Here is a 23,501-nt window from a genome sequence, read left to right as displayed (position 1 = left end):
CAACCGCTTGCGCACTCGTACTCTCGCGGCCGCGGTGCTGGCGAGCGCCGTCACCGTGACCGCCGCGGGTTGCGGTATCACCGTGGAGAACCTGCCGCTGCCCAAGCCCGGCGTGGGCGGTGATACCTACACCGTGCACGCGGTCTTCGACAATGCGCTGAACCTGCCCGATCAGGCGAAGGTCAAGATCGGTGGCTCGGATGTCGGCGTGGTCACCAAGATCACGACCAAGAACTTCAAGGCCAATGTGGATCTGCAGATCCGCAAGGACATCACGCTGCCCGCCAACAGCACCGCCGAACTACGCCAGGCCACTCCGCTCGGCGATGTCTTCGTGGCCGTGTCCAAGCCCGCGTCCGACGCCAGCACCACCCTGCTGAAAAACGGTGACACGCTGACCAATACGTCGGCAGGCGCCACCGTCGAAGAGCTGCTGCTGTCGATCTCCATGCTGTTCAACGGCGGTGGCATCGCCAGCCTGTCCAAGCTCACCTCGGAACTCGATTCCATCGTGGGCGGCCGGGGCGGGCAGTTGGCCGATGTCATCACCCAGATGACCAGCGTGACCACGTCGCTCAACAACAACAGCAAGCGCGTCGACAATGTGCTAGCCGGCTTCGACGCCCTCGCGAACACTCTCGAGGCGCATCACAAGGATCTGGGCGAGGTGGCCAACAGTCTGCCCGGCATGATCGGTGCCATCGCCGAGAACAACCAGGCCATCGGCACGCTGCTCACCAAGATCTCCACCACCAGTGCGGCACTGGGCGATTACGCCAACACCACCTCCGACCAGCTGGCCAGTCTGCTCGACAATGCGAACCAGCTGATGAGCGCGCTGGCCCGCACCAACAACACGCTGGGCCCGGCACTGGACGCGCTGCACGACATCCGGCCCGCCGCGGACGCCTCCTTCAAGGGCAATGCGCTCGCGGTCTCCGCCACCGCCACCATGCTCGACATCGGCCTGCTCACCGACCCGGCCAACAGCAAGTTCCCGGATCTGCGTGACCTCAACGACTTCGGGGGCAGCCTCATCCAGGTGCTGCAGATCATCTACAGCCGCATCAACGGGGGCCAGAAGTGAACTGGGTGAAACGGCACAAAACCCTGGTCTCGAACTCCGCGCTGATTCTCGTCCTGCTGATCGGCGCGACCTACCTGGGCGTGAGTGTCATGCGGGTGAATCCGCTGCGTCAAACCTACCGGGTCACAGTCGATCTGGACGTGTCCGGCGGCCTGCAGGCGGGCAACGACGTGACGCTGCGCGGCTACCGCGTCGGCGAGGTGCAGTCCATCAAGATCGTCAACGATGGTGGCGCCATCGCCGCGGCCGTCGACATCGACACCAAATACAAGATCCCGCAGGACACCATCGTGTCGGTGGGCGCGCTGTCCGGCGCGGGCGAGCAGTATCTGGACTTCCGGCCCAATACCGACCAGGGCCCGTACCTGGGCAACGGCGCGGTCGTGCAGTTCGATCCGGCCAAGGTGAAGACGCCGACCCCGGTGTGGTCGGTGCTGGACAATTCCTCCGCGCTCATCGCGCAGATCGATCCGAACAAGTTCAGCACCATCCTGACCGAACTGGACACCGCCCTCTCCGGCGGCCCGGACCAGCTGCGATCGCTCATCGACGCGATCAGCATCGCGACCAACGGCCTGGACAACCTGCTCCCCCAGACCACCAACCTGATCCGCAATCTGCAGACCATCGCGGGTACCACCTCGATGGCCCAGCCGGATCTGGGTACGCTGACTCGTAATTCGGGTGTGCTGTTCAAACAGTTCAACGATGCGAATGCCGAGCTGCAGAAGATCCTGGAGCAGGCACCGGGGCAGTTGCAGACCCTCGGAGCGGTGCTCGACAAGAACGCCGACCCGATCACCAGCCTCGCCACCAACTTCGCGGCCATCACCAAGGCCGCCCAACTGCGAGTTCCGGCGCTGCAAGCGCTGTTCCCCGCACTGGTGGTGGGCACCTCGGCCATGGGCGTCCCCGCCCACGACAACGAGTTCTACACCATTGTCGACATCTGGCCGCGGCCGTTCTGCGACTACGACACCAAGATGGTGCGGCCCGACGTGGCCACCGATCCCACCTTCCCGCGGTGGGCCGGCAACTGCGTCAATCCCCCGGCGGATCAACAGATCCGAGGCTCCGCCAACGCGCCCCGCCCGGACGTGCCCAATAATGGCGCGAACGCTCCCGCCGGAGCGGACCCGAACGCGCGGACCCTTCCGCCGGTCAAATGAATCCCGCCAACTGAATACGGACTTCTGACTGAACCGAATCGGCGCGTCCGCAGCGCGCCGGGAAAGTGTGGGGATTGAGCCGATGTCGGACGATGCCGCCCAGAACAAGACAACTGAAGACGAAGCCGTCGTAGCGGGGGGCACCACCGACGCTGAGCAGCCGGAGGAAAAAGGCTCGGAGGAAAAAGGCACAGAGGCAGTCGCTTCCGAGCCGGAGACCGCCGACGAGAAGCCGACCGAGGTGCTCGCCACCCCCGTCGCCGACGCCGCACCGGAAACCCCGAAGCTGGACAAGCCGGTGAAAGAGCCCAAGCCGCCGAAGGAACCGAAGCCGGCTTCGGAAGCCAAGTCCGCGTCCGGTTTCTTCACGACGCCCGTCATCGCCGCCTTCGCGGCCGGCGTGGTCGTGGTCGCCGTGGCGGCCGGGGGCGTGGGTTTATGGATGCACGGCAACAACTTGCAGAAGCAGCTCGACTACCGCGACGCTGCCACCGCCGCGACCTGCAACTTCGGCAAGGCCCTCGGCACCTACGATGCCAACACCCTGGACGCTTATGTGAAGAACGTGAACGACCTGTCCACCGGCGACTGGGCGCAGACCTGGTCCGTCATGGGCGGCATCGTCAAGGACAACATGAAGGACACCAAGGTCCAGGCCCGCGTGGACGAGATCCACTGCGCCTGGGAGTCCGGCGATGGCGGCAAGGCCAAGGTGCTGATGATGCTGACGCAGTCGCGCACCAGCGCGCTGGCGCCGAACCCCGATTCCATCACCATCCCCGGTGTCGTCGACATCCAGCAGATCGACGGCAAGTGGAAGGTGTCCAGCTTCGATTCCCCTGCCATGAAGGGTCTCAAGAACTCCGTGGTGCCGGGCAACAATCCCGGCGCCGCGGCGCCCAGCGACCAGCCGGCCCCGTCCGGCGCTCCCGCTCCTTCGGGCGCCCCGGCCCCCAGCCAGGCGCCGAAGCCGGGTAACTAGCCACCGCGATCGCAACCAGCTACCGCGAAACGAATGCCGCCGCCGGTGAATACACCGGCGGCGGCGTTGCGTCGTGGGGGCGTCGGACCCTGGCGGAGCGTTTCGGCTCAGAAGAGTGTGAGCGTGTCCGACACCGCCGCTTTCGCGGCCACGGCCTTGCGGCGCGGTGTCTGGGGTGCGGAATGTGTCGCGGCCGGAACCTTTTCCGCGGCGTGCTCGGCGGGCGGGACCACCGGAATCGGCTCGGTGCTCGGCTCCACCATCGGCTCGGTGATGGGATCGAACGGCTCGGGTTCCTCGGCGCCGGAGTCGGTCGCGACTCCGGTGGCGGCGACCTGCCGGGCGGCCTGCCCGGCCAGCGTGTCGGCCTGTTCGTTGAAGTAGTTGCCGACGTGCCCCCGTACCCAGCGGAAGCGCACGGGCCCGGGCCGGCCGGCGATGGCGCGATCGATATCCCGGATCAGCTCGACGTTCTTCACCGCGCCGCCGGAGGAGGTCTTCCAGCCATTGTTGCGCCACCCGTTGATCCACTCGGAGGCGCATTTGATCGCGTACAGGGAGTCGCTCTCGATGAGCATCGGTTCGGCCCCGGGATGAGCCCGGACGGCCTCCAGTAGCGCGCGTAGCTCGGCGATCTGATTGGTGCCCGAGGGCGCGCCACCGCTGGCGGACCCGCCGCCATGATTGACCCACGCCCAGCCGATGGCGCCACCCGGGTTACGCAGGCACGATCCGTCGGTGCTCACGATGATCATGGGACTACCCTACGCAATCCGGCCGACAAGATCCGTTCCGTGGAATTCCTCTATCTCCCTGCGTAATTGAGATTCGGTTCGTCGCACCATGGATTGTACGGCGGCGGCGAGCATTCGGGAGAGCAAGCGTCCCGTGAGCCCCTGTGGCGCCCAGTACTCGGTTTCCGAGGTGAGAACGGCCCGACCATACCCCAGCGGATCGAACCGCAGGCTGAGGACGGCAAGCGGGGAGCCGGCCGGCGCCGGCTTCCCCGTCCGGCGCCGGCGGAGTGTGTACTCGATGACCGCGTTTCGACGGTAATCGGTGATCTCACACTCGACCGTGGGATGCCAGAGCCCGACCCGGAGGGTGGTCGTGAAGACCGCCCCGGACCCGTGATCGAGGTCCCCGACCGGTTCGAAGTCGGCAACCCCGAAGGCCCAGTCCGGCACGAACTGATGGTTGTCCGTGTAGGTGAACGCGACTTCGACCGGTGCTCCGACGTCACTCGCGTACTTGAAATGGCCCATAGGCTGCTCCCTGTCCCACGGCTGCCCATAAAAGTACTACAGCAATCCTATTTATTATTGCCTATACGAGAATTCGGTCATCGGTCCAATTGATCGGCGATGTGCTCGGCAATCGGCAATGCGGAAGTCGCCGCAGGTGAAGGCGCATTCAGGACGTGAACCGAACGCGCGGTCCGCTCGATCAGAAAATCATGAACGAGCGTCCCGTCCGGCAAAACCGCTTGCGCCCGGATGCCGGCCTCCCGTGGCAACAGATCGGCAGCCGTGAGCTCCGGGCAGTAGCGGCGGCACTCCGCGAGATAACCGCGCTTGAACATCGAATTGCGCATCTCCCGCAGGCCGGTCCGGACATTCGCCAGCGCCACCCGGTGAAAACCCGGATAGCCCAGGATCTCCCGGGCGTCCCGCAGGTTCACGCTGCCCTTGCGGTACCCCTCCCGGGCCAGCCCGAGCACGGCGTTCGGTCCCACCGTGAGTTCCCCGTCGATGGTCGGGCTCAGATGCACGCCCAGGAACGGCAATTCGGGATCCGGGATCGGGTAGATGAGTGTGCTGACCAGATCGCTGCGGTGCGCCGGCAAGCGGTAGTACTCGCCCCGGAACGGCACGATCCGCAATCCGAGGTCCAGCCCGGCCAGCCGCGCCAGCCGATCCGCCTGCAGTCCCGCGCACACCACCAGCCGCGCCGCCGCCCAGCTCCCGGCTGGCCCGGAAACGGTGACGGCGGCCTCGGTTTCGCCGATGGCGGTGATCTCCGCGCCGAGCACGATCTCACCCCCGGCGTCCCGCACCTCCTGCGCCAGCGCGGCGGTGACCCGCAGGTAATCGATGATCCCGGTGCCCGGCACGAACAGCGCCCCGGTCCCGGTGACCCGCGGCTCGCGCCGCCGCAGTTCCGCCGCGTCGAGCAGTTCCACCTCGACGCCGTTGGTGACCGACCGCTCGTGCAGCGCCAGCATGCGCGCGTGCTCCGCGGCATCGGTGGCCACCAGCAGTTTTCCGCACACCCGGAACGGAATGTCGTGTGCGGCAGCGAATTCCTTGGTCAGCGCCGCGCCGCGCACGCACAGCTGCGCCTTCAGGCTGCCGGGTGCGTAGTAGATGCCGGAGTGGATGACCCCGCTGTTGTGCCCGGTCTGATGCACCCCCAGCGTGTCCGCCTTCTCCACCAGCACCAGCCGCGCGCCCGGATGCCGTTGCAGAATCCGGTGCGCGGTCGCCACCCCGACGATGCCGCCGCCGATCACGCAGTAGTCGTACACACCCCGAAGTCTCACACAGTGGTGGTAGCGACGTAGTGGCCCAGCCCCGGATCGGACAGGGTCACGGTGACCACGCCGTGGGTGTTCACATCGGTCTGGAACCGGGTGACCGCGGCCGGATCGCCGGTGATGCCCAGCTGCTCGCCCAGCGGCGTGTGCAGCAGCAGGTCGGTCAGCGTGGCGAAGACATTGGTGTCGACGGTGACGCTGACCGAATCGTGCTGTACCGGAACGACTTGCGCGCCGACGAAGGTATCGCCGAGATGCACCTGCGCACCCACCCGCGGCTGCGCGCCGGTCGCCGAATACGCCGACCCCGCGGGGCCGTGCTCGGTAATGAGCTGCGGTGCGGCGGTTTCGGTGATGCGCGCCGGGAAAACGGCGTTCTGGATGAAACTTTCGGCAATGGGCCCGGCCTGCACCGGCTGCGGTGCGGCGTCACCCGTGCCGAGATCGATCGGCGGCTGGTGGGCGGCGGGTTCCGCGATGAGTTTGCCGGGCCGCAGCGCCATTTCATTGGCGATATACGAGCCGGCGGCGACGGTGAGGCCGATGCTGGCCATCCCCGCGGTGACGATTGCGCTGTACCGGAACACCTGGGCCGTGCGGCGGGTCGAGCCGTCGGCCTGTGTCGCCGAAATCTGCGACATGATGGTGCGTTCCTTTCCCTCTCCCCTGGTCCCCCTGCGCCTTTCGGCGCATCGACCCGCACCATTGAAAGTCGTACGCCCGTCCAGGTTACGGTGGCGCGCGGTAACACCTGACGCCCCTGTGACCAGGATCACGGTTCCGGGAGAGGCTACACGACGAGGTTTCCCCTGTCGAAAGGGTGGGTAAATACCCGAGTAGCGACGAGCGTCAACTCGACTGCCATCGAAAACCTCCGGCCAACGGCGTCCGGTCGGCACCAGGCACGGCGCACCCACGCTGACGCTCGTCGCGCCCTCAGTGGGAATTGGGATTCTTGCCGTGGGAATTGGGATTCTTGGTCGGAGGCCGGGATCGACGGCGGGTCAGGCGAACTGGCCCGCCGTTCGGCCGCCTCCGGGCGGACCGGCGAAAGCCTGTGCGATGCCCAACCATTCGAGCGCCTCCGCGCCCTCCACTCGCAGTGCGAGATCATCGAGGTGCCGCCGCTGCGTGACCAGCAGGCAGAAATCCGCGGCGGGGCCGGAGATTCGCTGCGCCGCATCCTCGGGTCCCCAGGTCCAGACGCTGCCATCGGGTGCGGTCAGCTCGACGCGGAATTCCTCGGCGGGCGGCGTCAGATTGTGGGTCAGGTACGCGAAGTTCCGGGTCCGTACGCCGATGTGCGCGATATGCCGTAGCCGCGCGGTCGGGGTGCGCGTGACGCCCAGCGCGTCGGCCACATCCTGCCCGTGCGCCCAGGTCTCCATGAGCCGGGCGGTCACCATCGAGGCGGTGCTCATCGGCGGGCCGAACCACGGCAGTTTGGTCCCGGCGGGCACACCGCGCAGCGCTTCGACGAGTTCGACGCGGTCGCGCCGCCAATCGGCGAGCAGCTGATCGGCCGGCGTCTTCGCCTCTTCCGCGGCGGCCTCGTCGACGAAGGTGAGGACCCGCGGCAGCGCGGCCTGCACGAGCGCGTCGAAGGCCTCGGCGTCCGTCGCCGCCACGGTCGCGACCCGATCGGTCCAGGTGAGATGCCCGATCTGATGCGCGATGGTCCAGCCCGCGGCGGGGGTGTCCCGCTGCCAGTCGGCCGGTTCCAGCTCCGCGATCAGGCGGTCCAGGTCATCGCATTCGGCAGTGAAATCGGCGAGCAGCGCCTCGAGATCGGCCACCCGGCCAGCATCGCAGTCGCCCCGAGTAAATGCAAGCACGCGTGCTTGTATTTTCGGGCGTTCGGGCGTTCGGGCGTTCGGGCGTTCGGGGTTTCAGGGGTTTACCCCTGAGAGCCTCCGAGAGTTGGTGGGTCCTACCAGCCGAAGAGGATCAGGTGCACTATGCCCACACCCAGGCCGAGCGCGGCGCCGTGCAAATACAGCAGCCACGCATCCTGTTCCACGGACGCGTAGAACATCTCCATGAACTCGCCCGGCGTCAGCTGCTTGAGCTTCCGCGCGGCGAACTCCTCGATCTTCTTCGCCTGCGTCGCCGCGAATTCCTCGTCCGCGACCAGCGTCGGCGCCAGCCCGGCCGCCGCATCCGCCGCCCCGATGGTCAGATTGTCGAACTGCCGCCGGCCGAAGGCCGCCCGGATGACCGTGTGGGTGACGCCGAGCTGCCGATGGATCTCCTGCGCGATGAGCCGTTCCAGCAGCTGCCGGGTCTTGTCCCCGTTCGGGCCCTCGAGCAGCTCGCGGGACAGATTGGGCAGCGTCAGCACCTGGTAGGCGAGGATGGTCGCGAGATCGGCCGCGGCCTCCGGCTGCCGCTTGGCCAGCAGCGCCTGCTTCCACAGGTACTTGTAGCGCGGCTGCGGATCGCCGGGCTCGAACACCACCTTCACCGCGATGACGTTCACGATCACGCCGATGGCCGCGGTCGCGCTGAGAATCATCAGCCAGCCCGGCAGCCAGCCGACCACCGGAATGTCCTTGTGCACGTTCATGTACAGCGCCAGCAGCACACCGAACGGCGCGCCCAGCAACCCGATCTTGACCATGAACTTCAGCTCGGGCGCCGCGATGGTGGTGGTCAGGTCCTTCAGGATCTCCGGATGCTCCCGCAGATAGCGGATGACGAAGTCCTTGATGTCGATGAGCTGGTCGACATTGTCCCCGAGCTGTTCGAACGCGCGCCGGGCCAGCGTCGGCAGTTCCCGTTCGATCCGCTGGTAGAGCACGTTCCGGGCGGCACTGGGCACCGCGCGCCAGATATCCGGGTTCTCGCGGTACATGATCTCGTTGACCATGGACGGCACCTGCTTGCGCCCGACCTCGGCGATGTAGTCGGCGATGCCTTCCAGATCCAGTTCGTGGATGAAGTCGCGGGGACTGCCGATGCGCATGAGCGCCTTGTCCACGCAGATGCTGGCCATCTTCTCGGCGCGCGCGGGAATGAAGCCCTGGAAGCCGAGCTGCCTGCCGTCGCCGGAGAAGGTGGGCAGCACCTGCACGCGGCGCGGGAAATACGGATAGAGGATCTCGAGGCCGGGGATGCGGAAGCCGCGAAAACGCACCGGCCAGAACAACATCAGCACGCCGGTCCAGTTGGTGAGCCAGCCCGCGATGGCGCTGAAGATCGGGAAGCTGATCAGATCCATGACGAGTTTCGTCTGGCCGGTCAACTGCTCCCAGTCGAGGAACAGACCCGATGCCAGCGTCGTCATGGCTGTGTCCCCCTACGGCCGAGCGTGTAATGAGAAATCGGACACCCAACCCTACAGTTCGGGTGGCGTACCGCACCGGCAAGAATACTGGTCAATCGACCGGAGTCAGGTAGGAGTTCAAGCATGACAGTCGACCGCCGCGGCTCCCTCACCGGGACCGCAACGGCCGCGGGCGTCGCCGCCCTGGCGGCCACCGCCACCGCCGCTCCCGCCTGGGCCGATCCCGCCCCCGCGGTCGGCAAGTTCCCCTTCCCCGGCACGACGGACCTGCGGATTCTCGCGCGACCTGGAAGATCGCCTGCACCCACCACCCGTACCTGAACAACGGCCCGCACGGGAACGCCGGCGAATACGAGGGCCTGTCCATCGCGCCCATCAACGGCATCCACGTGAAGGAGTTCTTCGAGGCGCACGTGCTGGGCCGCTGCCAATTCCTGCTCTCCGGCCACGATCACTCGCTGCAGGTGCTGGAACCGAATACGGACAGCAAGGGCACCCGCCAGATCGTCTCCGGCGCGGCGGCGAAGTCCGTGCACGACGAACCGGCAGCCTCCGGCAGGCACACCCCCAATACGGCGCTGTACCAGAACTACACGGACCTGGGCTTCATGATCCTGGACCTGACCCCGGCCACCGCCGACCTCGGCGTCTACACCGTCGACCTCGCGAACGGCGGCGCCACCAACGTCTTCCAGCGCCGCCTCGCGTAAGTCGAATCCAGGGCTGGGGTTTCAGAGGCTTGCCCTGGCGCAGAGAGGTGGAGCCGCGAGTCCCCGAGAGTTGGTTATGGCTTGAGGACGATCCGGATCGGGTTGCCTTCCTTGGCCTCCAGCGCATGGACGGCCTTGGCGGCATCGGCCAAGGGCACGACGGCGCTGACCGAGCGGGAGAACTCGACCCGGTGCAGCCCTTGCAGTTTCACCAGCTTGGCGACATCCTCGGGCGCGGAACCGTAGTGGCCGCGCACCTGCTGCTGGAAGAAGCTGAACGCCGTGCCATTGGTAATGGTGATGGGCTTGTTGGTGAGCCCGACCAGCACCAGCCGCCCGTGCGGCCCGAGGCAGACGACAGCCTGCTCGCGCACCGCCGCCACACCGGCGAAGTCGAAGGCCGCCGCGAGCCCGGTTCCGGTGGCGGCGAAGATCTTCGAGCGCAGCTCCGGATCCGCCGGATCCAGTGCGAGGTCCGCGCCGAATTCGAGGGCCCGCTCCCGCGCGGCCGGCAGCGGATCGACGGCGATGATCGGCGCCGCCCCCACCAGGCGCAGCAACTGCACGCCGTGCGCGCCGAGTCCGCCGACGCCCCAAACGCCGACCGGCTCACCGGCTTTCACCTCACCCGTGGCGGTGATGGCGCCCCACGGCGTCGACACCGCGTCCGGGATGAAGCAGGCCTGCTCGAACGGCAGATCATCGGGAATCGGAACGAGGGTGTCGATGCGGGCAAGCGTGTATTCGGCCCACCCGCCGTCGTAGTCGACGCCACGCGTGAAGGTCGCCCCATCGCGCAGCTCACCCGCCTGCAACACCACCCGGTCACCGACCTCGGCCTTGGTGACGCCCGGTCCGAGCGCGTGCACGGTCCCTGCCACCTCGTGCCCGAGGGTGACGACATCACCCTTCAGGAACAGCGGCGTCAGCGTCCCGTCGATGAGGTGCACGTCCGACAGGCACACGCCCGCCGCCTCCACTTTCACCAGGACGTGGTCCGGTCCCGGCTCGGGCACCGGCACGTCGTCCAGTTCCAGGCGGCGTTCCGGTCCCAGGTGCAGTCGTGCGGCCAGCATCGTTATCGACTCCTCGCGGTCGGCGGTTCGGGTCTCCCCGGCGCCATGGTAGGCGGCCGCCGCGGCGATACGCCCGGATTGCCCGCCTGCCCGGTGATCTGCCCCCACCCTCTTGACCTGAACCTATCTTCAGGTTCCAGGATGGCTTCATGAGCGAAATGACCGACACCGCAGCCCATCCGATCGCCCGTCTGCTGGCCGACCACGGCCCGGTCCCCTTCGACGCCGCCGCCCTCCGCGAACTGGCCGCCTCCCTGGCCCCCGCGACCGTGGTCGGCCTCGGCGAATCCACCCGCTTCTCCCACGAGATCGCCGCGATCCAAGACCAGCTCTTCCGGGAACTGGTCTCCGAACACGGCTTCCGAGTCCTCGCCCTCCAGGACAGCGCCGACGTCGCCGCCCGCCTCGACGCCTATGTCCGCGCCGCCGAACACGCGCCGGCGACTGCGGAGGAAGCGCTGGCCACAGCCTGGCGGCCCAACCGCACCGCACAGACCGCCGCAGTCCTCGACTGGATCCGGGATTTCAACCGCCGCAACGAAACCGACCGCATCCGCGTGATCGCGGTCAAGCCCTTCCAAGCCACCACCGCCGACTACGACGCCGTGCTGGACGCGATGCGCGCCGCGACCCATGACCCGGCTGCGTTCGAGGCCAGCCCCGCCGACCTCGGTACTCGCGTCACCGAGGTCACAGGCCGTGACCTGGTCCCCGGCCCGGCTACCGGCCCCAGCGAACCCGAAAGTCGCGACACGCCTGCCGGTTCCGGCGCTGCTACCGGCCTTCGCGCGCCTGCCGGTTCCGGTGTGCCCACCGGCCTCGGCGACCCGCCCGAAGGAGCGGAGGCGGCTGGGCCCGCTGCGACAGAGGGGCAAGATACCTCGTCTGGCTGGCCGGCCATCGCGGCGTCTTCGGCCGCGGATCGGATGACCCGGATCGCGGCGCTGTTCGAGGTTATTCGCACTGCTCATGTCACGGACGAGCATGTGCAGCGGGCCCGCGGAATGTATTCGGGCGCACCGTTTGCCGAGCTGGCGCGCGGTGCCGCCGCCTTGCTGGACGGCCTGCCGATTTCAGGCGATATCCGCGAGCGGATGGCGCTGATCGTCCGCTATCACGAGACCTCGGTGGCGGGCCGTGGCAGCTTCGCGGGTGAGGCCGAGGTCTGGGCGGGCGCGATCATCGAGGACCATGCACGGCACGGGCAGCGCATCGTGTACTGGGACGGTATCGCCCACGTGTCGGCGGCCCCGTTCACCCTCGGCATGTCCGGGGACCAGGTGGCGCAGCCGACGATCGGCAGTGTGCTCCGGGAGCGCTTCGGCGCCGGGTATGCCTCGGTGGCAATCGGTTTCGATCATGGCGATCTCGGCGTGGTGGTCGTTCCACCGGCGGCGGGCGACTTCCTCGATCACGAGCTGAGCCTGGCCGACGCGCTTGTGCACTGGGTCGATCTGCGGCCCGAGCCGGTTCGTGCGGCGCTCCGAGTGCCTGCGAAGATGCGGGTGATCGCGGGTGTCTACGATCCGGCCCGGGACGAGTCCGCCTACATGACCGTCGATTCCTTGTCGGATTCCTTCGATGCGCTGGTCCACGTTCGTTCCGTGTCGGCGGTGGATTGGCTGGCCTGACCGAGGAATTCGGTGAGTATCGCGGTGACCCGGGCGGATTGCTCGAGCATGGGGACGTGTCCGCAGTCGTCGAGGAATTCCGCCCGGTCGGGATGCAGGCGTGCGTTGAGCGTGCGGCCCGCCGGTGCGGAGAGCACCCGATTGCGGTTGCCCCACACGGTGCAGATCGGTGGCAGCTGTGCGCGGTCGGGCCAATCGTCCAGCGCCGCAAAGGATGGCAGATCTCGGATCATCCGGAGCAGTGCCCGCGCCGGGTAGCCGGCGGAGAGTGCTGTCGTATAAGGGCATTGCCGGAAGGCCCGGCGGCTGGTGAACCAGTAGCGGACGGTGCCGCGGGCCAGCCAGTAGGGGGTGTGCCACCGGTCGAAGGCGCGTATCACGCCCCCGGGCACCGCGAGGTCCAGCCGGGCGGCGCGGCCGAGCCGCCCGTGCAGCACAGTCGATTCCGTGAGCGGGTTCATGACGACAGCCGCCCGGATCAAGTCCGGATACCGCCGCGTCAGGTTGAGGGTGATGGCGCTGCCCAGGCAGTTCCCGACCAGGCTCACGCCGGTGAGCTCGTGGTGCACCAGGAACTGGTGGATCAGTTCGGTGTAGCGCTCGAGCGTGTAGTCGTCCGCGGGTGCGGACGAGACGCCGTAGCCGGGCAGATCGAGAGCGAAGACGCGGTATTCCTCTGCCAGCGCCTGTATCTGGGGCATCCACACCAGGTGTGAGGCGCCCGCGTGGTGCAGCATGACCACGGGCGGGCCGCTCTCACCCCGCTGCACATAGGCGATCCGGATTCCGTCGTACTCGAAGTCTTCCATGACTCTCCCGAGACCACGCGCGGCCAGTATGTCCTCTCATGGTCCGCCGGAAGCGACCGCCCCGGAACGCTTTCGGTAATACCGTCAGTCGCGTCCGACCTCGCTGAGCCCGCGATCGAGGAACCGGATCATCCAGTCGAAGCTTTCCTCGGTGCCGCCGGTCCACTGGAAGCCGTCCGACACCTGCAGTGTCGCGAAGCCGTGGAAGGTGCAGCGCAGCATGCGCAGCGCGTGCACCATGTCGGTCTCGGCGATCCCGTAGCCGCGCAGCACCGCCTCGGAGGATTCCATCATCCGCGTACTCACCTGCAGCAGTGGATCTTCCGGCCCGCCGAAGACCGCTCCGATGGTGGCGGTGTAGCGCCCGGGGTGGTCGACCACGTATTGCCGCCAGGCCTTGGCGAAGGCCAGCAGCGCATCGGTGCCGGATTTGCCGTGCATGGCGTCGCGGGTCCGGGCGTCGAGTTCGGTGATGGCCAGGGTGGCGATGCAGTGCTGCAGATCGGCGAGGCTGTCGATGTGCTTGTACAGCGAGGGAGTTCGCACGCCGAGCCGGGTGGCGAGCGGCCCGAGCGCCAGGTTGCCGTAGCCGACCTCGTCGGCGAGCTGGGCGCCCGCCGCGACGACGTCGGTCTTGCTGAGTCCGACCCTAGGCATGGTGTTCCTTCAGGAACGGGATGATCAGGTCGGCGGTGCGGCCGGCGGCCTCGTCGAAGGTGTAGTGGCCGGAGCCCTCGACCACCGCGACGCTGCCCAGTCCGGCGGGCAGCGCGGCGACGATGCGCTCGCCCTCGCCCTGCGGGTTCGGGAAGTCGGGGTCCGCGCCGCCCATGATGATGAGCGCGGGCCGGGTCACGTTGGGCACCTGGGCTTCCGCGTCGGCGGGGGTGGACGCGCCGGTCTTCATGAATTCGGCGAACCGGCCCGGTTCCTGCAGCTTGGCCTTGACCGTGGCGAGGTACTCTCCCTGGTCCGCCGACTTGATCGGGGTGGCCACATCCAGGTACTTCATCCACTGGCCCAGGCTCTTGAAGATCATGGTCCCCATCAGCGGGATCATGCCGCGGCGGTGCCGGGCGTTGGTGAACAGCGCACCGATGTCGGTCTTCTGGGTCAGCGTGAACGGGTTGATCTCCACGATGGCGCTGATCAGTTCGGGGGCCTGTGCCGCTGCGATGGTGGCCGAGCCGCCGGCCAGCGAGTGACCCACGATGACCGCGGGACCGCCCAGCTGCCGGATGAGCGCGACGAGGTCGTTGGCGACGTCGGTGCGGGTGATGGCTTCCTTACCGATGACCGACGGCCAGCCCATGCTGGATTCGCCGTGTCCGCGCATATCGGCGCTGACCACGCGGTAGCCGGCGGCGGCGAGGAGCGGCGCGAGGTGCCGGTAGCCCTGCCGGGTGATGCCCATTCCGTGCTGCAGTACGACCAGCGGTCCCGCGCCGATCTCGTCGTAAGCGATCCGGCCACCGTCGATGTCGATGTAGTGAGTCATGGTCTTTCACTCCCTGAGTGGAGAAGCTAATTGCGATAGCCATAAAGCTAATAGCTTTAGCCATGAGAGTCAAGAACTTTCTGTTTCCGCAGGTCGGAGCGCTGCCGAGCTATGTTCGCCCCCGGCGAACACGATGGTGGAACATTCGGTATACCCCGGGGGTTGACTGGGTAACGCTCAACCTTGGAAGGGGTCGAAGACGTGACTACACCTCAGAACCTGCCGGTCCTGTTCCTGACCGATCCGGTCGTGCTCCCGGGCATGGTCGTCCCGATCGAGCTGGACGAGTCCGCACAGGCCGCCATCGATGCCGCACGTGCGGGCAAGGTCAACCAGGTTCTGGTCGCGCCTCGCCTGGACGAGGGTTACGCCACCTACGGCGTGGTGGCCACCATCGAACAGGTCGGCCGCATGCGCGGTGGCGCCCCCGCCGCCGTCCTGAAGGCCGAGGAACGCGCCAAGATCGGGCACGGCGTGACCGGCCCGGGCGCGGCACTCTGGGTCGAGGCCGAACCGGTCGAGATCCCCGCCGCCGACGGCCGCACCAAAGAGCTTGCGGCCGAATACAAGAAGCTCGTCATCGCCGTGCTGCAGCGCCGCGAGGCGTGGCAGGTGATCGACGCCGTCAATCAGATGACCGATCCCTCGGCGCTGGCCGACGCCGCCGGCTGGGCCTCTTACCTCAGCAATGAGCAGAAGCGCGAGGTGCTGGACACTCCGGACACCGGCACGCGGCTGACCAAGCTGATCGAGTGGACCAAGCAGCACATCGCCGAGACCGAGATCAGCGAGAAGATCAGTGAGGACGTCCGCGAGGGCGTCGAGAAGACCCAGCGCGAATTCCTGCTGCGCCAGCAGCTCAACGCGATTCGCAAGGAACTGGGCGAGGACGAGCCGGACGGCGCGGACGACTACCGCGCCCGCGTCGAGGCCGCCGACCTGCCGGACGATATCCGCGAGGCCGCGCTGCGCGAGGTCGGGCGGCTGGAGCGGTCCAGCGATCAGAGCCCGGAATCGGGCTGGATCCGCACCTGGCTGGACACCGTGCTGGAGCTGCCGTGGAGCGTGAAAACCACGGACTCCACCGATGTTTCGGCCGCGCGTGCGGTGCTGGACGCCGATCACCACGGGCTGGACGAGGTCAAGGACCGCATGGTCGAGTACCTGGCCGTCCGTTCCCGCCGGGCCGCCCGCGGCCTGGAGGTCGTCGGCGGACGTGGTTCCGGCGCGGTGCTGGTGCTGGTCGGCCCGCCCGGTGTGGGTAAGACCTCGCTGGGTGAGTCGGTGGCACGGGCGCTGGGCCGCAAGTTCGTTCGCGTCGCCCTGGGCGGCGTGCGCGACGAGGCGGAGATCCGCGGTCACCGGCGTACCTACGTCGGCGCGCTGCCGGGCCGCATCGTGCGCGCCATGAAGGAGGCGGGTTCGATGAATCCCGTTGTCCTGCTGGACGAGATCGACAAGGTCGGCTCCGACTTCCGCGGTGATCCCGCGGCGGCGTTGCTGGAGGTGCTGGACCCGGCGCAGAACCACACGTTCCGCGACCACTACCTGGACCTGGATCTGGACCTGTCCGATGTGCTGTTCATCGCGACCGCGAATGTCATGGACACCATCCCGGGCCCGCTGCTGGACCGCATGGAACTGATCACCGTGGACGGCTACACCGAGGCCGACAAGGTGGCCATCGCCCGCGACTTCCTGATCCCGCGGCAGTTGGAGCGCAATGCCCTGACCGCCGAGGAGGTTTCGATCACGGACGAGGCGCTGCGCGAGATCGCCGCCAACTACACCCGGGAAGCCGGTGTGCGGCAGATGGAGCGGCTGATCGCCAAGGCCCTGCGCAAGGCGGCCACCAAGCTGTCGGAGACCGCGGACCTGGCCGAGGCCGAAACCTTGATCTCGAAGGGCGAATTCGTCCCCGAGGGTCTGGGTTACGACAAGGAACTGGGCTACGAGACCGAATCCGGTGTCGTGGCAGCGAGTTCCGGCAAGCTGGTGATCGGACTGGGTGACCTGAAGGAATTCCTGGGCCGTCCCCGCTTCACCCCGGACGGGGTGGAACGGACCGCGGTGCCCGGCGTGGCGACGGGTCTGGCCGTGACCGGCGCCGGCGGCGATGTCCTCTACATCGAGGCCAACGGCGCCGAGGGCGATCGTTCACTGACCCTGACCGGTCAGCTGGGCGACGTCATGAAGGAATCGGCGCAGATCGCCCTGACCTACGTCCGCTCCCACCTGGAGGAGATCGGCATCGAGCCGAAGGTGCTGGATCGCAATATCCATATCCACTTCCCGGCGGGCGCGGTCCCGAAGGACGGTCCGTCGGCAGGCGTCACCATGGTCACCGCCCTGGTGTCGCTGGCCCTGGGCCGGCAGGTGCGCGCGGACGTCGGCATGACCGGTGAGGTCACGCTGAACGGCCGGGTGCTGCCCATCGGCGGCGTGAAGCAGAAGCTGCTCGCCGCCCAGCGGGCCGGCCTGAAGACCGTGTTCATCCCGGCCCGCAACGAGCCGGACCTGGACGAGGTCCCGGCCGAGGTGCTGGCCGCCCTGGATGTCCGTCCCGTCGCCGACGTGGCCGAGATCCTGGCCTACGCCATCGAACCGGTCGCCGAACCGGCCTACGACGGGCGGGCGCTGAGCGCTACTGCCTGAGGGTAGGTAAAGGGGTTCGGGGGCTTAGCCCCCGAACCCCTTTTGCCGTGTAAATCGGCATTTCGCCTACTACCCTCGGTAGGGATCCAACGGGGATCACATGGAGGGGCGAACATCATGCAACCCAACCAGCCGACTCAGCAGCCGCAGCAGCTCGACCAGGTCGCGGGCGAGCGACTCTCGCACGCGGACCGGATCTTCACGTCCGATCTGTCGGTCAACGAATTCGCCCTGCTGCACGGTGCGGGCTTCGAACCGATCGACCTGGTGATGGGCGTCTCCGTCTATCACGTCGGTTTCCAGTTCACCGGTATCCGTCAGCAGCAGGAGCTCCCGGTCCTCACCGAGGCCACCTATCGCGCCCGCTGGAATGCCATGTCCCGCATGCAGGCCGAGGCCGATGCGCTGCACGCGGACGGCGTGGTCGGCGTCCGCCTGGAGTGGCGGCAGCACGGCGATTCGGCGGAGCATCTGGAGTTCATCGCGGTCGGTACCGCGGTCCGTTTCGAGAAGTCCCCGGGCAGTTACCGCCGCCCGACCGGCCAGGCGTTCACCAGTCACCTCTCCGGCCAGGATCTGGTGACCTTGCTGCGCACCGGGTATGCCCCGATCGCCTTCGTCATGGGCAACTGTGTCTTCCATGTGGCGGTACAGGGCTTCCGGCAGATGCTCAGCCAGATGGGCCGCAATATGGAGATGCCGCAGTGGACCCAGGGCAACTATCAGGCCCGGGAGCTGGCCATGTCCCGCATGCAGGCGGAGGCGGAACGTGATGGCGGCCAGGGTGTTACCGGCGTGAACTTCGAGATCGCCAACTATGCCTGGGGTTTCCACACGGTGGAGTTCTATGCCTCCGGCACCGCCATCCGCCGGATCGGCGAGGGCGATCCGATCCATCCGCAGTTCACTCTCGGAATGAACTCGTGACCGATTTCGATACCGAGGCCGCCACCCGCGCCATTACGTCGGCGCTCGCGGGTCCGGGCGGCCTCGGCCTGGTCTTCACGGTGTTCGCCGGTGTCCCGGGCGTGACGCGAACCCCGGCCCGCCGCAGCATGTTCCGTTCGGAGCCGGAGCGTGTGCAGATCGGTTCGTGGCGGTACGAGGTGACCGGCGAGAATCGGATTCGCGCGGGTCATGTGGTGGGCGGCATCGTGCTGGCCGAGGAGTTGTTGCCGGCCGCGGGTATCGCGCCGCACATCGCGCGCTCGCTGGCCGAGATCGTTTCGTCGTACGGCGCGGCCGCCTTGCCGCACCTGACTGCGGCGCTGGAAGTGCTCGAGGGTTGACGGCCGTCAACTCGCAGCAAATGTTGTTGTTTCACATAAAACGAAACCTGCAGGTACCGAATCGATCTCGTAGTCTGCTTACGTGATCACCGTTGTGACCTGGAATGTCCTGCACCGCATCCATGCCGACAATTGGGCGAGCGAGATAGCGGACCGCTGGCCCGGCGAATCCGATCGGATCGCCGCGGTCACCGCCCGGGTCAGGAAGCGTCCGGAGCGGATCATCGCCCTGCAGGAGGTGAGCGGCGACCAGCTGGCAAGCCTCCGGCTATCGCTGCCGGACCGGGTTTTCCATGTCCTCGACTACCCGCGCGTCCCGCGTCCCCGCCGGCTCGCCGATCCGCTCGCGGATCGCAGCGAAAGCCTGGTGCTGATCGCCGATGCCGATGCCCGGCTGCTCACCGCCGAGCCGTTCGCCACGGATCCCGGCAAGGGCCTGCTGGCGGTGGAGGCGGACGGCATCACGGTCGTCGCCACCCACGTGACGGGCGATACGCGCCGGGGCCCGCAGCTGGCCCGGCTGGCCGAGGTCGCCGCCGCGGGCCCGTCGATTCTGCTCGGCGACTTCAATGTCGATCGGGCGGTCCTCGCCGATGCGCTGGGCCCGGAATTCACCGTCCCGGCCCACCCGTACGGTTCGGTGCCGACTCGCCCTCGGACGGCGGGCGCCAAGTCCCAGTTCATCGATCATGTCGTGGCGCACGGGGTGCCCGTGCGCGACCTTCAGGTCGAGGATGTGGCCGGTGAATCCGACCACAATCTCGTGACCGCACTCGTGGGTTAGAACTCCCCGGCCACGCCGAGAACCGTACGCCCGGAATGGTTTCCGTCCAGGATGGAGCGCAGCACCGCCTCGGCCTCGGTGATCGGCGCGTAGTTCTCCAGCAGCGAGAGATGCCGCGGCTTCAGGTCTTTCGCGAGCCGCGCCCACAGTTCCCGCCGCGGCGCGATCGGGAACTGCACGGAGTCGATGCCGAGCAGCGACACCCCGCGCAGGATGAAGGGCAGCACCGTGGTGGGCAGATCCGGTCCGCCGGTCAGGCCGCTGACCGCCACCGCGCCACCGTATTTCACGGTGCTGAGCACATGCGCGAGGGATTTGCCGCCGACGCTGTCGACCGCTCCGGCCCACTGCGCCTTGCCGAGCGGCCGCACCTTCTCCTCGCCGGGCAGCCGCCCGATGACCGAGTTCGCGCCGAGCGCCGACAGCAGTTCACCCGCGCCCAGCTTGCCGGTCGAGGCGACGACCTCGAATCCCAGGCCCGCCAGGATATCCACGGCCACACTGCCCACGCCGCCGGTCGCGCCGGTGACCAGCACCGGACCGTCCGCGGGCGTGAGCCCGTGATCCAGCAGTGCCTGCACGCTCATGGCCGCGGTGAATCCGGCGGTGCCGAGGGCCGCGGCCTCGCGCGGGGTGAGGCCGTCGAGCTTCACCACCCATTTCGCGGGCACCCTTGCGTATTCCGCGTAGCCGCCGTGCTGGGCCACGCCGATGTCGTAGCCGTGCGCCACCACCAGTTCGCCGGGGGTGAATTCGGGATCCGTGGAGGCCGTCACCTCGCCGGCGAGGTCGATGCCGGGGATGATCGGGTAGTTGCGCACCACCCCGCCGCCGGGTGTGATGGCGAGCCCGTCCTTGTAGTTGGCGCTCGAGTAGTGCACCTTGATCGTCACCTCGCCGGGAGCGAGGAAATCTTCGGTGATCCGCTCGTGCACGAGTGTGATACCGCTATCGGTTTCGTGTGCCACCATCGCCTGGAACTCCATGGACCGAGCATAGGGCTCCCGATGCTGGTCAGGGCGGTCTTCCCCTGGAATCGGGGGCATTACCTTTCGGGTAATGGCTTTCGTTCACGCCGCGCGGCAATCTTGTTCTCGCAAGCGAGAATCGAAGGAGCGCAGCAGATATGCCGACCTACCAGAGCCCGTCCGACGGAACCACCCTCGCCTACCAGGATTACGGCACCGGCACCCCCATCGTCTTCGTGGCGGGCTGGTCCCTCTACAGCGATATGTGGGAATACCAGCTGCACTACTTCCTGGAGCAGGGCTACCGCTGCATCCTCCCGGACCGCCGCGGCCACGGCCGCTCCGACATCCCGTCCGGCGGCTACGACATCGATACCCGCGCAGACGATCTGGCGGCGCTCATCGACCTGCTGGATCTGCGCGATGTCACCCTGGTCGCGCATTCGACCGGCGGCGGCGAGGTGGTCCGCTACCTGAACCGGCACGGCTCGGAGCGGATCACCCGCACCGCCCTGCTGGCGCCCGCGATCCCGTTCATGCTGCAGACCGAGGACAACCCGGTCGGCGTGCCGCCGGCGCTCGCCGAGGAGACGCTGCGCCAGCTGCGCACCGACCGGCCCCAGTGGTTCGCCGATCGGGCGCAGGGCTACTTCGCCACGCACCTGCGGCCGGGCACCTCGCAGGCGATGATCGACGAGGAGATGAAGCGCTGCCTGTCCACCCCGCCGCACGTCGCGCTCACGGTGCAGCGTGAAGCCCTGATGACCGACTACCGCGCCGACGTTGCGGCCCTGAGGATTCCGACCCTGATCCTGCACGGCCTGGTCGATCAGTCCATCCCGATCGAACTCAGCAGCCACCAGGCCGTGAAGCTGGCGCCGCACATCGTGCTGAAGGAGTACTGGGATGCCGGGCACGGCCTCTACCTGACCCATCAGGACGAGATGAACAGCGAGATCCACGCCTTCATCAAGGGTTGATGTTCCTCGCGGGACACGCCGTGCACGGGGCCGGTCCGAGCTTCTCGGACCGGCCCCGAAACGTATTGCCGTCAGCCGAATCGTGCTGTGGTCAGGCGAACTTCGGCGCCCGCTTGCCGATGAACGCGGCAATGCCCTCCGCGCCGTCGGCGGATTCGGCGCCCTGGGTGATGAACGCCGCCTCGGTGGCCAGCTGCTCCTCCAGGGTGTGCTGGCCGGAGACCAGCAGCAGCTTCTTCACGTGCGCATTGGATTCCCTGGGCCCCTGCGCGAACTGCTGCGCCAATTCCTCGACGGCGTCGGCGAGTTCGACATCCCGCACCACCTGGTGCAGCAGTCCCCACTCCAATGCCTCTGCCGCACTGAGGGTCCGGTTGGTGAGCATGAGTTCCTGGGTCTTGCGCAGGCCGATGATCCGCGGCAGGTAGTAGGACGCGCCGCCGTCCGGGCTGAGCCCGATCTTGGTGTACGCCATGGTGAACTTGGCCGATTCGGCCGCCACCACCAGGTCGCCCGCCACCGCGAGGCTGAAGCCCGCACCCGCCGCGACCCCGTTCACGCCGACGATGAGCAGCGCGTCCATGCGGGCCAGCGCGGATACCGCGTGGTGCAGGGTGGCGGCGAGCTTCTCGATGAACTGACCCGTATTGCCGCTCTCGGACATGGCCCGCACATCGCCGCCTGCCGAGAAGAAGCGCCCGGCTCCGGTCAGCACCACGACCTTGATGGCCGGATCGTCCGAACAATACGTTGCCGCCCGCGCGAGTTCGTCCGCCAGCGCCTGGTCGATCCCATTGGCGGCATCCGGCCGATTCAGGGTGATGCGCGCGATCGGACCATCGTGCGAGAACAGTATGTTCTGGTAGTTGCTCATGAAAGGGCGCCTTCCGTCCGGTTTCCTGCTCACAGCATGGCGTATTCCACCCGCACCCCGAGCAGCCGGATGGGCCGATCGAGTTCGAAACGGTGCAGGATCTCGAGCGCGGACTGCACGATCTCGTCCACATCGGTGCTCGGCGCCGGTAGTTTGTGCTGTTTTGTACGGGTGAAAAACGTTTTTGTCCGCACGGTCACGCCGACCCGCCCGATACTGCGCCCGCTCGCGATGGTCTCCTCGGCGACCTGAGCCGCCAGCCGAGTGATCGCGGCATCGAATTCCTCGCGGGTGGTGAGGTCCGCGGGGAACGTCTCGGAGCGGCTGTGCCCCACGGGTTCTCGCGGCTCGGCGATATCCGTATCGCCCAGCCCGTGCCCGAGCACCCACAGGTAGGGGCCGGTGTTCGGCCCGAATTCCGCCGCGAGGTCGTGCCGGTCGGCGGCGGCCAGATCGGCGACGGTCTCGATCCCCAGGCCGCTCAGCCGTTTCGCGATGCGGGCGCCGATCCCCCACAGCGCGCTGGTGGGCCGGTGCGCCATGAGCGCGGTCCAGTTCCCGTCGGTGAGCCGGAAGATCCCGGTCCCGGTCTCGTCCGCGTCCTTCCCGGCCGGGGCATTGTCCCCGGTCTTCCCGACGGCCTTGGCGAATCCGGTGGCCAGCTTGGCGCGAGTCTTGTTGTCCCCGATGCCGACCGCGCAGGTCAGGCCCAGTTCGGCAATGGCGGCGCGGATTTCGCGCGCGAGTTCCTCGGGATCGTCGGTATCGGCGGCGAGGAAGGCCTCGTCGAAGCCCAGCACCTCGACCCGTCCCGGGAAGGTGCGCAGCAGCGCCATGCTCTCCTCGGACGCCTCGGCATAGGTGGCCAGATCCTGTGCCAGGAACACGCCGTCCGGGCAGACGCGGGCCGCGGTCCGCAGCGGCATGCCCGCCCGCACCCCGAAGGCCCGCGCCGGATACGACGCGCAGGACACCACCTTGCGCGGTTCGGCGGGATCCCCGTTCCCGCCCACGATGACGGGCTGCCCGCGTAGTTCCGGATGCCGCCGGAACTCGACCGCGGCCTGGAATTGGTCGAGGTCGATGTGCAACAGCCATCGCGCCACCTCTCCGTCATACCGCATGGTCTGCGGAAATGTCGGAATTCGGGGTTGTGCCCGGACCCGG

At 67.7% G+C, this 23,501-nt stretch carries 24 protein-coding genes; 11 read left to right on the top strand and 13 right to left on the bottom strand.

The genetic code is table 11. The annotated features are described in order from the left end of the window. Positions 1 to 7 precede the first annotated feature (7 nt). The 3 genes from ACH438_RS21655 (at position 8) to ACH438_RS21645 (ending at position 3,238) form a co-directional block, all read left to right on the top strand. Positions 8 to 1,087, top strand: a complete 1,080-nt coding sequence (locus ACH438_RS21655) for an MCE family protein (protein WP_397007855.1) — start codon at positions 8 to 10, stop codon at positions 1,085 to 1,087. Positions 1,088 to 1,092: 5 nt separating this feature from the next. Then, the gene (locus ACH438_RS21650; RefSeq protein ID WP_397007854.1) at positions 1,093 to 2,256 is read left to right on the top strand and encodes an MlaD family protein; all 1,164 of its coding nucleotides are present in this window, start codon (positions 1,093 to 1,095) and stop codon (positions 2,254 to 2,256) included. A gap of 82 nt (positions 2,257 to 2,338) precedes the next feature. Beyond that, a complete protein-coding gene (locus ACH438_RS21645; RefSeq protein ID WP_397007852.1) occupies positions 2,339 to 3,238 on the top strand; it encodes a hypothetical protein in 900 nt (299 codons plus the stop codon). Positions 3,239 to 3,345: 107 nt separating this feature from the next. On the opposite strand, the gene ACH438_RS21640 is transcribed toward ACH438_RS21645, so the two are convergent. From ACH438_RS21640 to ACH438_RS21615, 6 genes are all read right to left on the bottom strand, one after another. After that, positions 3,346 to 3,993, bottom strand: coding sequence for a ribonuclease H (locus tag ACH438_RS21640; protein ID WP_397007851.1), 648 nt, complete (start codon positions 3,991 to 3,993; stop codon positions 3,346 to 3,348). Between the two features lie 9 nt (positions 3,994 to 4,002). Then, positions 4,003 to 4,503 carry an SRPBCC family protein gene (locus ACH438_RS21635; protein WP_397007850.1) on the bottom strand — a complete coding sequence of 167 codons (501 nt, stop codon included), beginning with the start codon at positions 4,501 to 4,503 and terminating at the stop codon, positions 4,003 to 4,005. Positions 4,504 to 4,580: 77 nt separating this feature from the next. After that, on the bottom strand, positions 4,581 to 5,780 hold the full coding sequence (lhgO, locus tag ACH438_RS21630; protein ID WP_397007849.1) for an L-2-hydroxyglutarate oxidase: 1,200 nt from the start codon (positions 5,778 to 5,780) through the stop codon (positions 4,581 to 4,583). Beyond that, a complete protein-coding gene (locus tag ACH438_RS21625) occupies positions 5,777 to 6,415 on the bottom strand; it encodes a hypothetical protein (RefSeq protein ID WP_397007847.1) in 639 nt (212 codons plus the stop codon). Before ACH438_RS21625 ends, lhgO begins: the two co-directional genes overlap by 4 nt. A 363-nt stretch (positions 6,416 to 6,778) precedes the next feature. Beyond that, the gene (locus ACH438_RS21620) at positions 6,779 to 7,570 is read right to left on the bottom strand and encodes a TIGR03084 family metal-binding protein (RefSeq protein ID WP_397007845.1); all 792 of its coding nucleotides are present in this window, start codon (positions 7,568 to 7,570) and stop codon (positions 6,779 to 6,781) included. Positions 7,571 to 7,704: 134 nt separating this feature from the next. Then, complete coding sequence (locus ACH438_RS21615) at positions 7,705 to 9,060, bottom strand: hypothetical protein (RefSeq protein ID WP_397007843.1); 1,356 nt, start codon at positions 9,058 to 9,060, stop codon at positions 7,705 to 7,707. Positions 9,061 to 9,183: 123 nt separating this feature from the next. Here ACH438_RS21615 and ACH438_RS21610 point away from each other — a divergent pair, with 123 nt between their 5' ends. Further along, positions 9,184 to 9,381, top strand: coding sequence for a hypothetical protein (locus ACH438_RS21610; RefSeq protein WP_397007841.1), 198 nt, complete (start codon positions 9,184 to 9,186; stop codon positions 9,379 to 9,381). 68 nt (positions 9,382 to 9,449) lie between these two features. Next, positions 9,450 to 9,770: a hypothetical protein gene (locus tag ACH438_RS21605; RefSeq protein ID WP_397007839.1), complete on the top strand. Its 321-nt coding sequence runs from the start codon at positions 9,450 to 9,452 to the stop codon at positions 9,768 to 9,770. Positions 9,771 to 9,844: 74 nt separating this feature from the next. Here the strand turns inward: ACH438_RS21605 and ACH438_RS21600 are convergent, their stop codons facing one another. After that, positions 9,845 to 10,846, bottom strand: a complete 1,002-nt coding sequence (locus ACH438_RS21600; protein WP_397008234.1) for a zinc-binding dehydrogenase — start codon at positions 10,844 to 10,846, stop codon at positions 9,845 to 9,847. Between the two features lie 149 nt (positions 10,847 to 10,995). Between ACH438_RS21600 and ACH438_RS21595 the strand changes: the two genes are divergently transcribed. Then, complete coding sequence (locus tag ACH438_RS21595; RefSeq protein WP_397007837.1) at positions 10,996 to 12,477, top strand: erythromycin esterase family protein; 1,482 nt, start codon at positions 10,996 to 10,998, stop codon at positions 12,475 to 12,477. Here ACH438_RS21595 and ACH438_RS21590 read toward each other — a convergent pair. From ACH438_RS21590 to ACH438_RS21580, 3 genes are all read right to left on the bottom strand, one after another. Then, positions 12,393 to 13,286, bottom strand: a complete 894-nt coding sequence (locus ACH438_RS21590; RefSeq protein ID WP_397007835.1) for an alpha/beta fold hydrolase — start codon at positions 13,284 to 13,286, stop codon at positions 12,393 to 12,395. The genes ACH438_RS21595 and ACH438_RS21590 overlap by 85 nt on opposite strands. An 84-nt stretch (positions 13,287 to 13,370) precedes the next feature. Next, entirely contained in the window at positions 13,371 to 13,943 is a 573-nt protein-coding gene (locus tag ACH438_RS21585; RefSeq protein WP_397007833.1) for a TetR/AcrR family transcriptional regulator, read from the bottom strand. Next, entirely contained in the window at positions 13,936 to 14,784 is an 849-nt protein-coding gene (locus ACH438_RS21580; RefSeq protein WP_397007831.1) for an alpha/beta fold hydrolase, read from the bottom strand. The genes ACH438_RS21585 and ACH438_RS21580 overlap by 8 nt, the downstream gene beginning before the upstream one ends. 201 nt (positions 14,785 to 14,985) lie before the next feature. On the opposite strand from ACH438_RS21580, the gene lon reads away from it, so the two are divergent. The 4 genes from lon (at position 14,986) to ACH438_RS21560 (ending at position 19,512) form a co-directional block, all read left to right on the top strand. Next, positions 14,986 to 17,439 carry an endopeptidase La gene (gene lon, locus ACH438_RS21575; RefSeq protein ID WP_397007829.1) on the top strand — a complete coding sequence of 818 codons (2,454 nt, stop codon included), beginning with the start codon at positions 14,986 to 14,988 and terminating at the stop codon, positions 17,437 to 17,439. A 117-nt stretch (positions 17,440 to 17,556) separates the two neighbouring features. Beyond that, positions 17,557 to 18,366: a heavy metal-binding domain-containing protein gene (locus ACH438_RS21570; RefSeq protein ID WP_397007827.1), complete on the top strand. Its 810-nt coding sequence runs from the start codon at positions 17,557 to 17,559 to the stop codon at positions 18,364 to 18,366. Then, positions 18,363 to 18,728: a DUF5073 family protein gene (locus ACH438_RS21565; RefSeq protein ID WP_397007825.1), complete on the top strand. Its 366-nt coding sequence runs from the start codon at positions 18,363 to 18,365 to the stop codon at positions 18,726 to 18,728. Before ACH438_RS21570 ends, ACH438_RS21565 begins: the two co-directional genes overlap by 4 nt. Before the next feature lie 82 nt (positions 18,729 to 18,810). Further along, the gene (locus ACH438_RS21560) at positions 18,811 to 19,512 is read left to right on the top strand and encodes an endonuclease/exonuclease/phosphatase family protein (protein ID WP_397007823.1); all 702 of its coding nucleotides are present in this window, start codon (positions 18,811 to 18,813) and stop codon (positions 19,510 to 19,512) included. Here the strand turns inward: ACH438_RS21560 and ACH438_RS21555 are convergent. Then, complete coding sequence (locus ACH438_RS21555; protein WP_397007821.1) at positions 19,509 to 20,498, bottom strand: oxidoreductase; 990 nt, start codon at positions 20,496 to 20,498, stop codon at positions 19,509 to 19,511. The two genes, ACH438_RS21560 and ACH438_RS21555, sit on opposite strands and share 4 nt — an antisense overlap. Positions 20,499 to 20,638: 140 nt before the next feature. Here ACH438_RS21555 and ACH438_RS21550 point away from each other — a divergent pair, with 140 nt between their 5' ends. Beyond that, positions 20,639 to 21,460, top strand: coding sequence for an alpha/beta fold hydrolase (locus ACH438_RS21550; protein WP_397007819.1), 822 nt, complete (start codon positions 20,639 to 20,641; stop codon positions 21,458 to 21,460). 91 nt (positions 21,461 to 21,551) lie between these two features. Here ACH438_RS21550 and ACH438_RS21545 read toward each other — a convergent pair whose 3' ends face one another. Both ACH438_RS21545 and ACH438_RS21540 read right to left on the bottom strand, forming a co-directional pair. After that, a complete protein-coding gene (locus ACH438_RS21545) occupies positions 21,552 to 22,334 on the bottom strand; it encodes an enoyl-CoA hydratase/isomerase family protein (RefSeq protein ID WP_397007817.1) in 783 nt (260 codons plus the stop codon). Positions 22,335 to 22,363: 29 nt separating this feature from the next. Beyond that, complete coding sequence (locus ACH438_RS21540; protein WP_397008232.1) at positions 22,364 to 23,440, bottom strand: DNA polymerase IV; 1,077 nt, start codon at positions 23,438 to 23,440, stop codon at positions 22,364 to 22,366. Between the last annotated feature and the right edge of the window lie 61 nt (positions 23,441 to 23,501).

Source organism: Nocardia sp. NPDC020380 (genome assembly GCF_044386975.1).
Taxonomy (GTDB): domain Bacteria; phylum Actinomycetota; class Actinomycetes; order Mycobacteriales; family Mycobacteriaceae; genus Nocardia.
Note: the sequence above shows the minus strand (reverse complement) of the source record. Positions and strands in the feature narration are given on the sequence as shown.

Excerpts from the sequence above, each read along its gene's own strand:
- ACH438_RS21635 (WP_397007850.1), bottom strand. The coding sequence starts at position 4,503 with ATGGGCCATTTCAAGTACGCGAGTGACGTCGGAGCACCGGTCGAAGTC.
- ACH438_RS21580 (WP_397007831.1), bottom strand. The coding sequence starts at position 14,784 with ATGACTCACTACATCGACATCGACGGTGGCCGGATCGCTTACGACGAG.
- ACH438_RS21550 (WP_397007819.1), top strand. The coding sequence starts at position 20,639 with ATGCCGACCTACCAGAGCCCGTCCGACGGAACCACCCTCGCCTACCAG.
- ACH438_RS21555 (WP_397007821.1), bottom strand. The coding sequence starts at position 20,498 with ATGGAGTTCCAGGCGATGGTGGCACACGAAACCGATAGCGGTATCACA.
- ACH438_RS21645 (WP_397007852.1), top strand. The coding sequence starts at position 2,339 with ATGTCGGACGATGCCGCCCAGAACAAGACAACTGAAGACGAAGCCGTC.
- ACH438_RS21640 (WP_397007851.1), bottom strand. The coding sequence starts at position 3,993 with ATGATCATCGTGAGCACCGACGGATCGTGCCTGCGTAACCCGGGTGGC.
- ACH438_RS21570 (WP_397007827.1), top strand. The coding sequence starts at position 17,557 with ATGCAACCCAACCAGCCGACTCAGCAGCCGCAGCAGCTCGACCAGGTC.
- ACH438_RS21585 (WP_397007833.1), bottom strand. The coding sequence starts at position 13,943 with ATGCCTAGGGTCGGACTCAGCAAGACCGACGTCGTCGCGGCGGGCGCC.
- ACH438_RS21610 (WP_397007841.1), top strand. The coding sequence starts at position 9,184 with ATGACAGTCGACCGCCGCGGCTCCCTCACCGGGACCGCAACGGCCGCG.
- ACH438_RS21615 (WP_397007843.1), bottom strand. The coding sequence starts at position 9,060 with ATGACGACGCTGGCATCGGGTCTGTTCCTCGACTGGGAGCAGTTGACC.
- ACH438_RS21590 (WP_397007835.1), bottom strand. The coding sequence starts at position 13,286 with ATGGAAGACTTCGAGTACGACGGAATCCGGATCGCCTATGTGCAGCGG.
- ACH438_RS21545 (WP_397007817.1), bottom strand. The coding sequence starts at position 22,334 with ATGAGCAACTACCAGAACATACTGTTCTCGCACGATGGTCCGATCGCG.
- ACH438_RS21625 (WP_397007847.1), bottom strand. The coding sequence starts at position 6,415 with ATGTCGCAGATTTCGGCGACACAGGCCGACGGCTCGACCCGCCGCACG.
- ACH438_RS21595 (WP_397007837.1), top strand. The coding sequence starts at position 10,996 with ATGAGCGAAATGACCGACACCGCAGCCCATCCGATCGCCCGTCTGCTG.
- ACH438_RS21600 (WP_397008234.1), bottom strand. The coding sequence starts at position 10,846 with ATGCTGGCCGCACGACTGCACCTGGGACCGGAACGCCGCCTGGAACTG.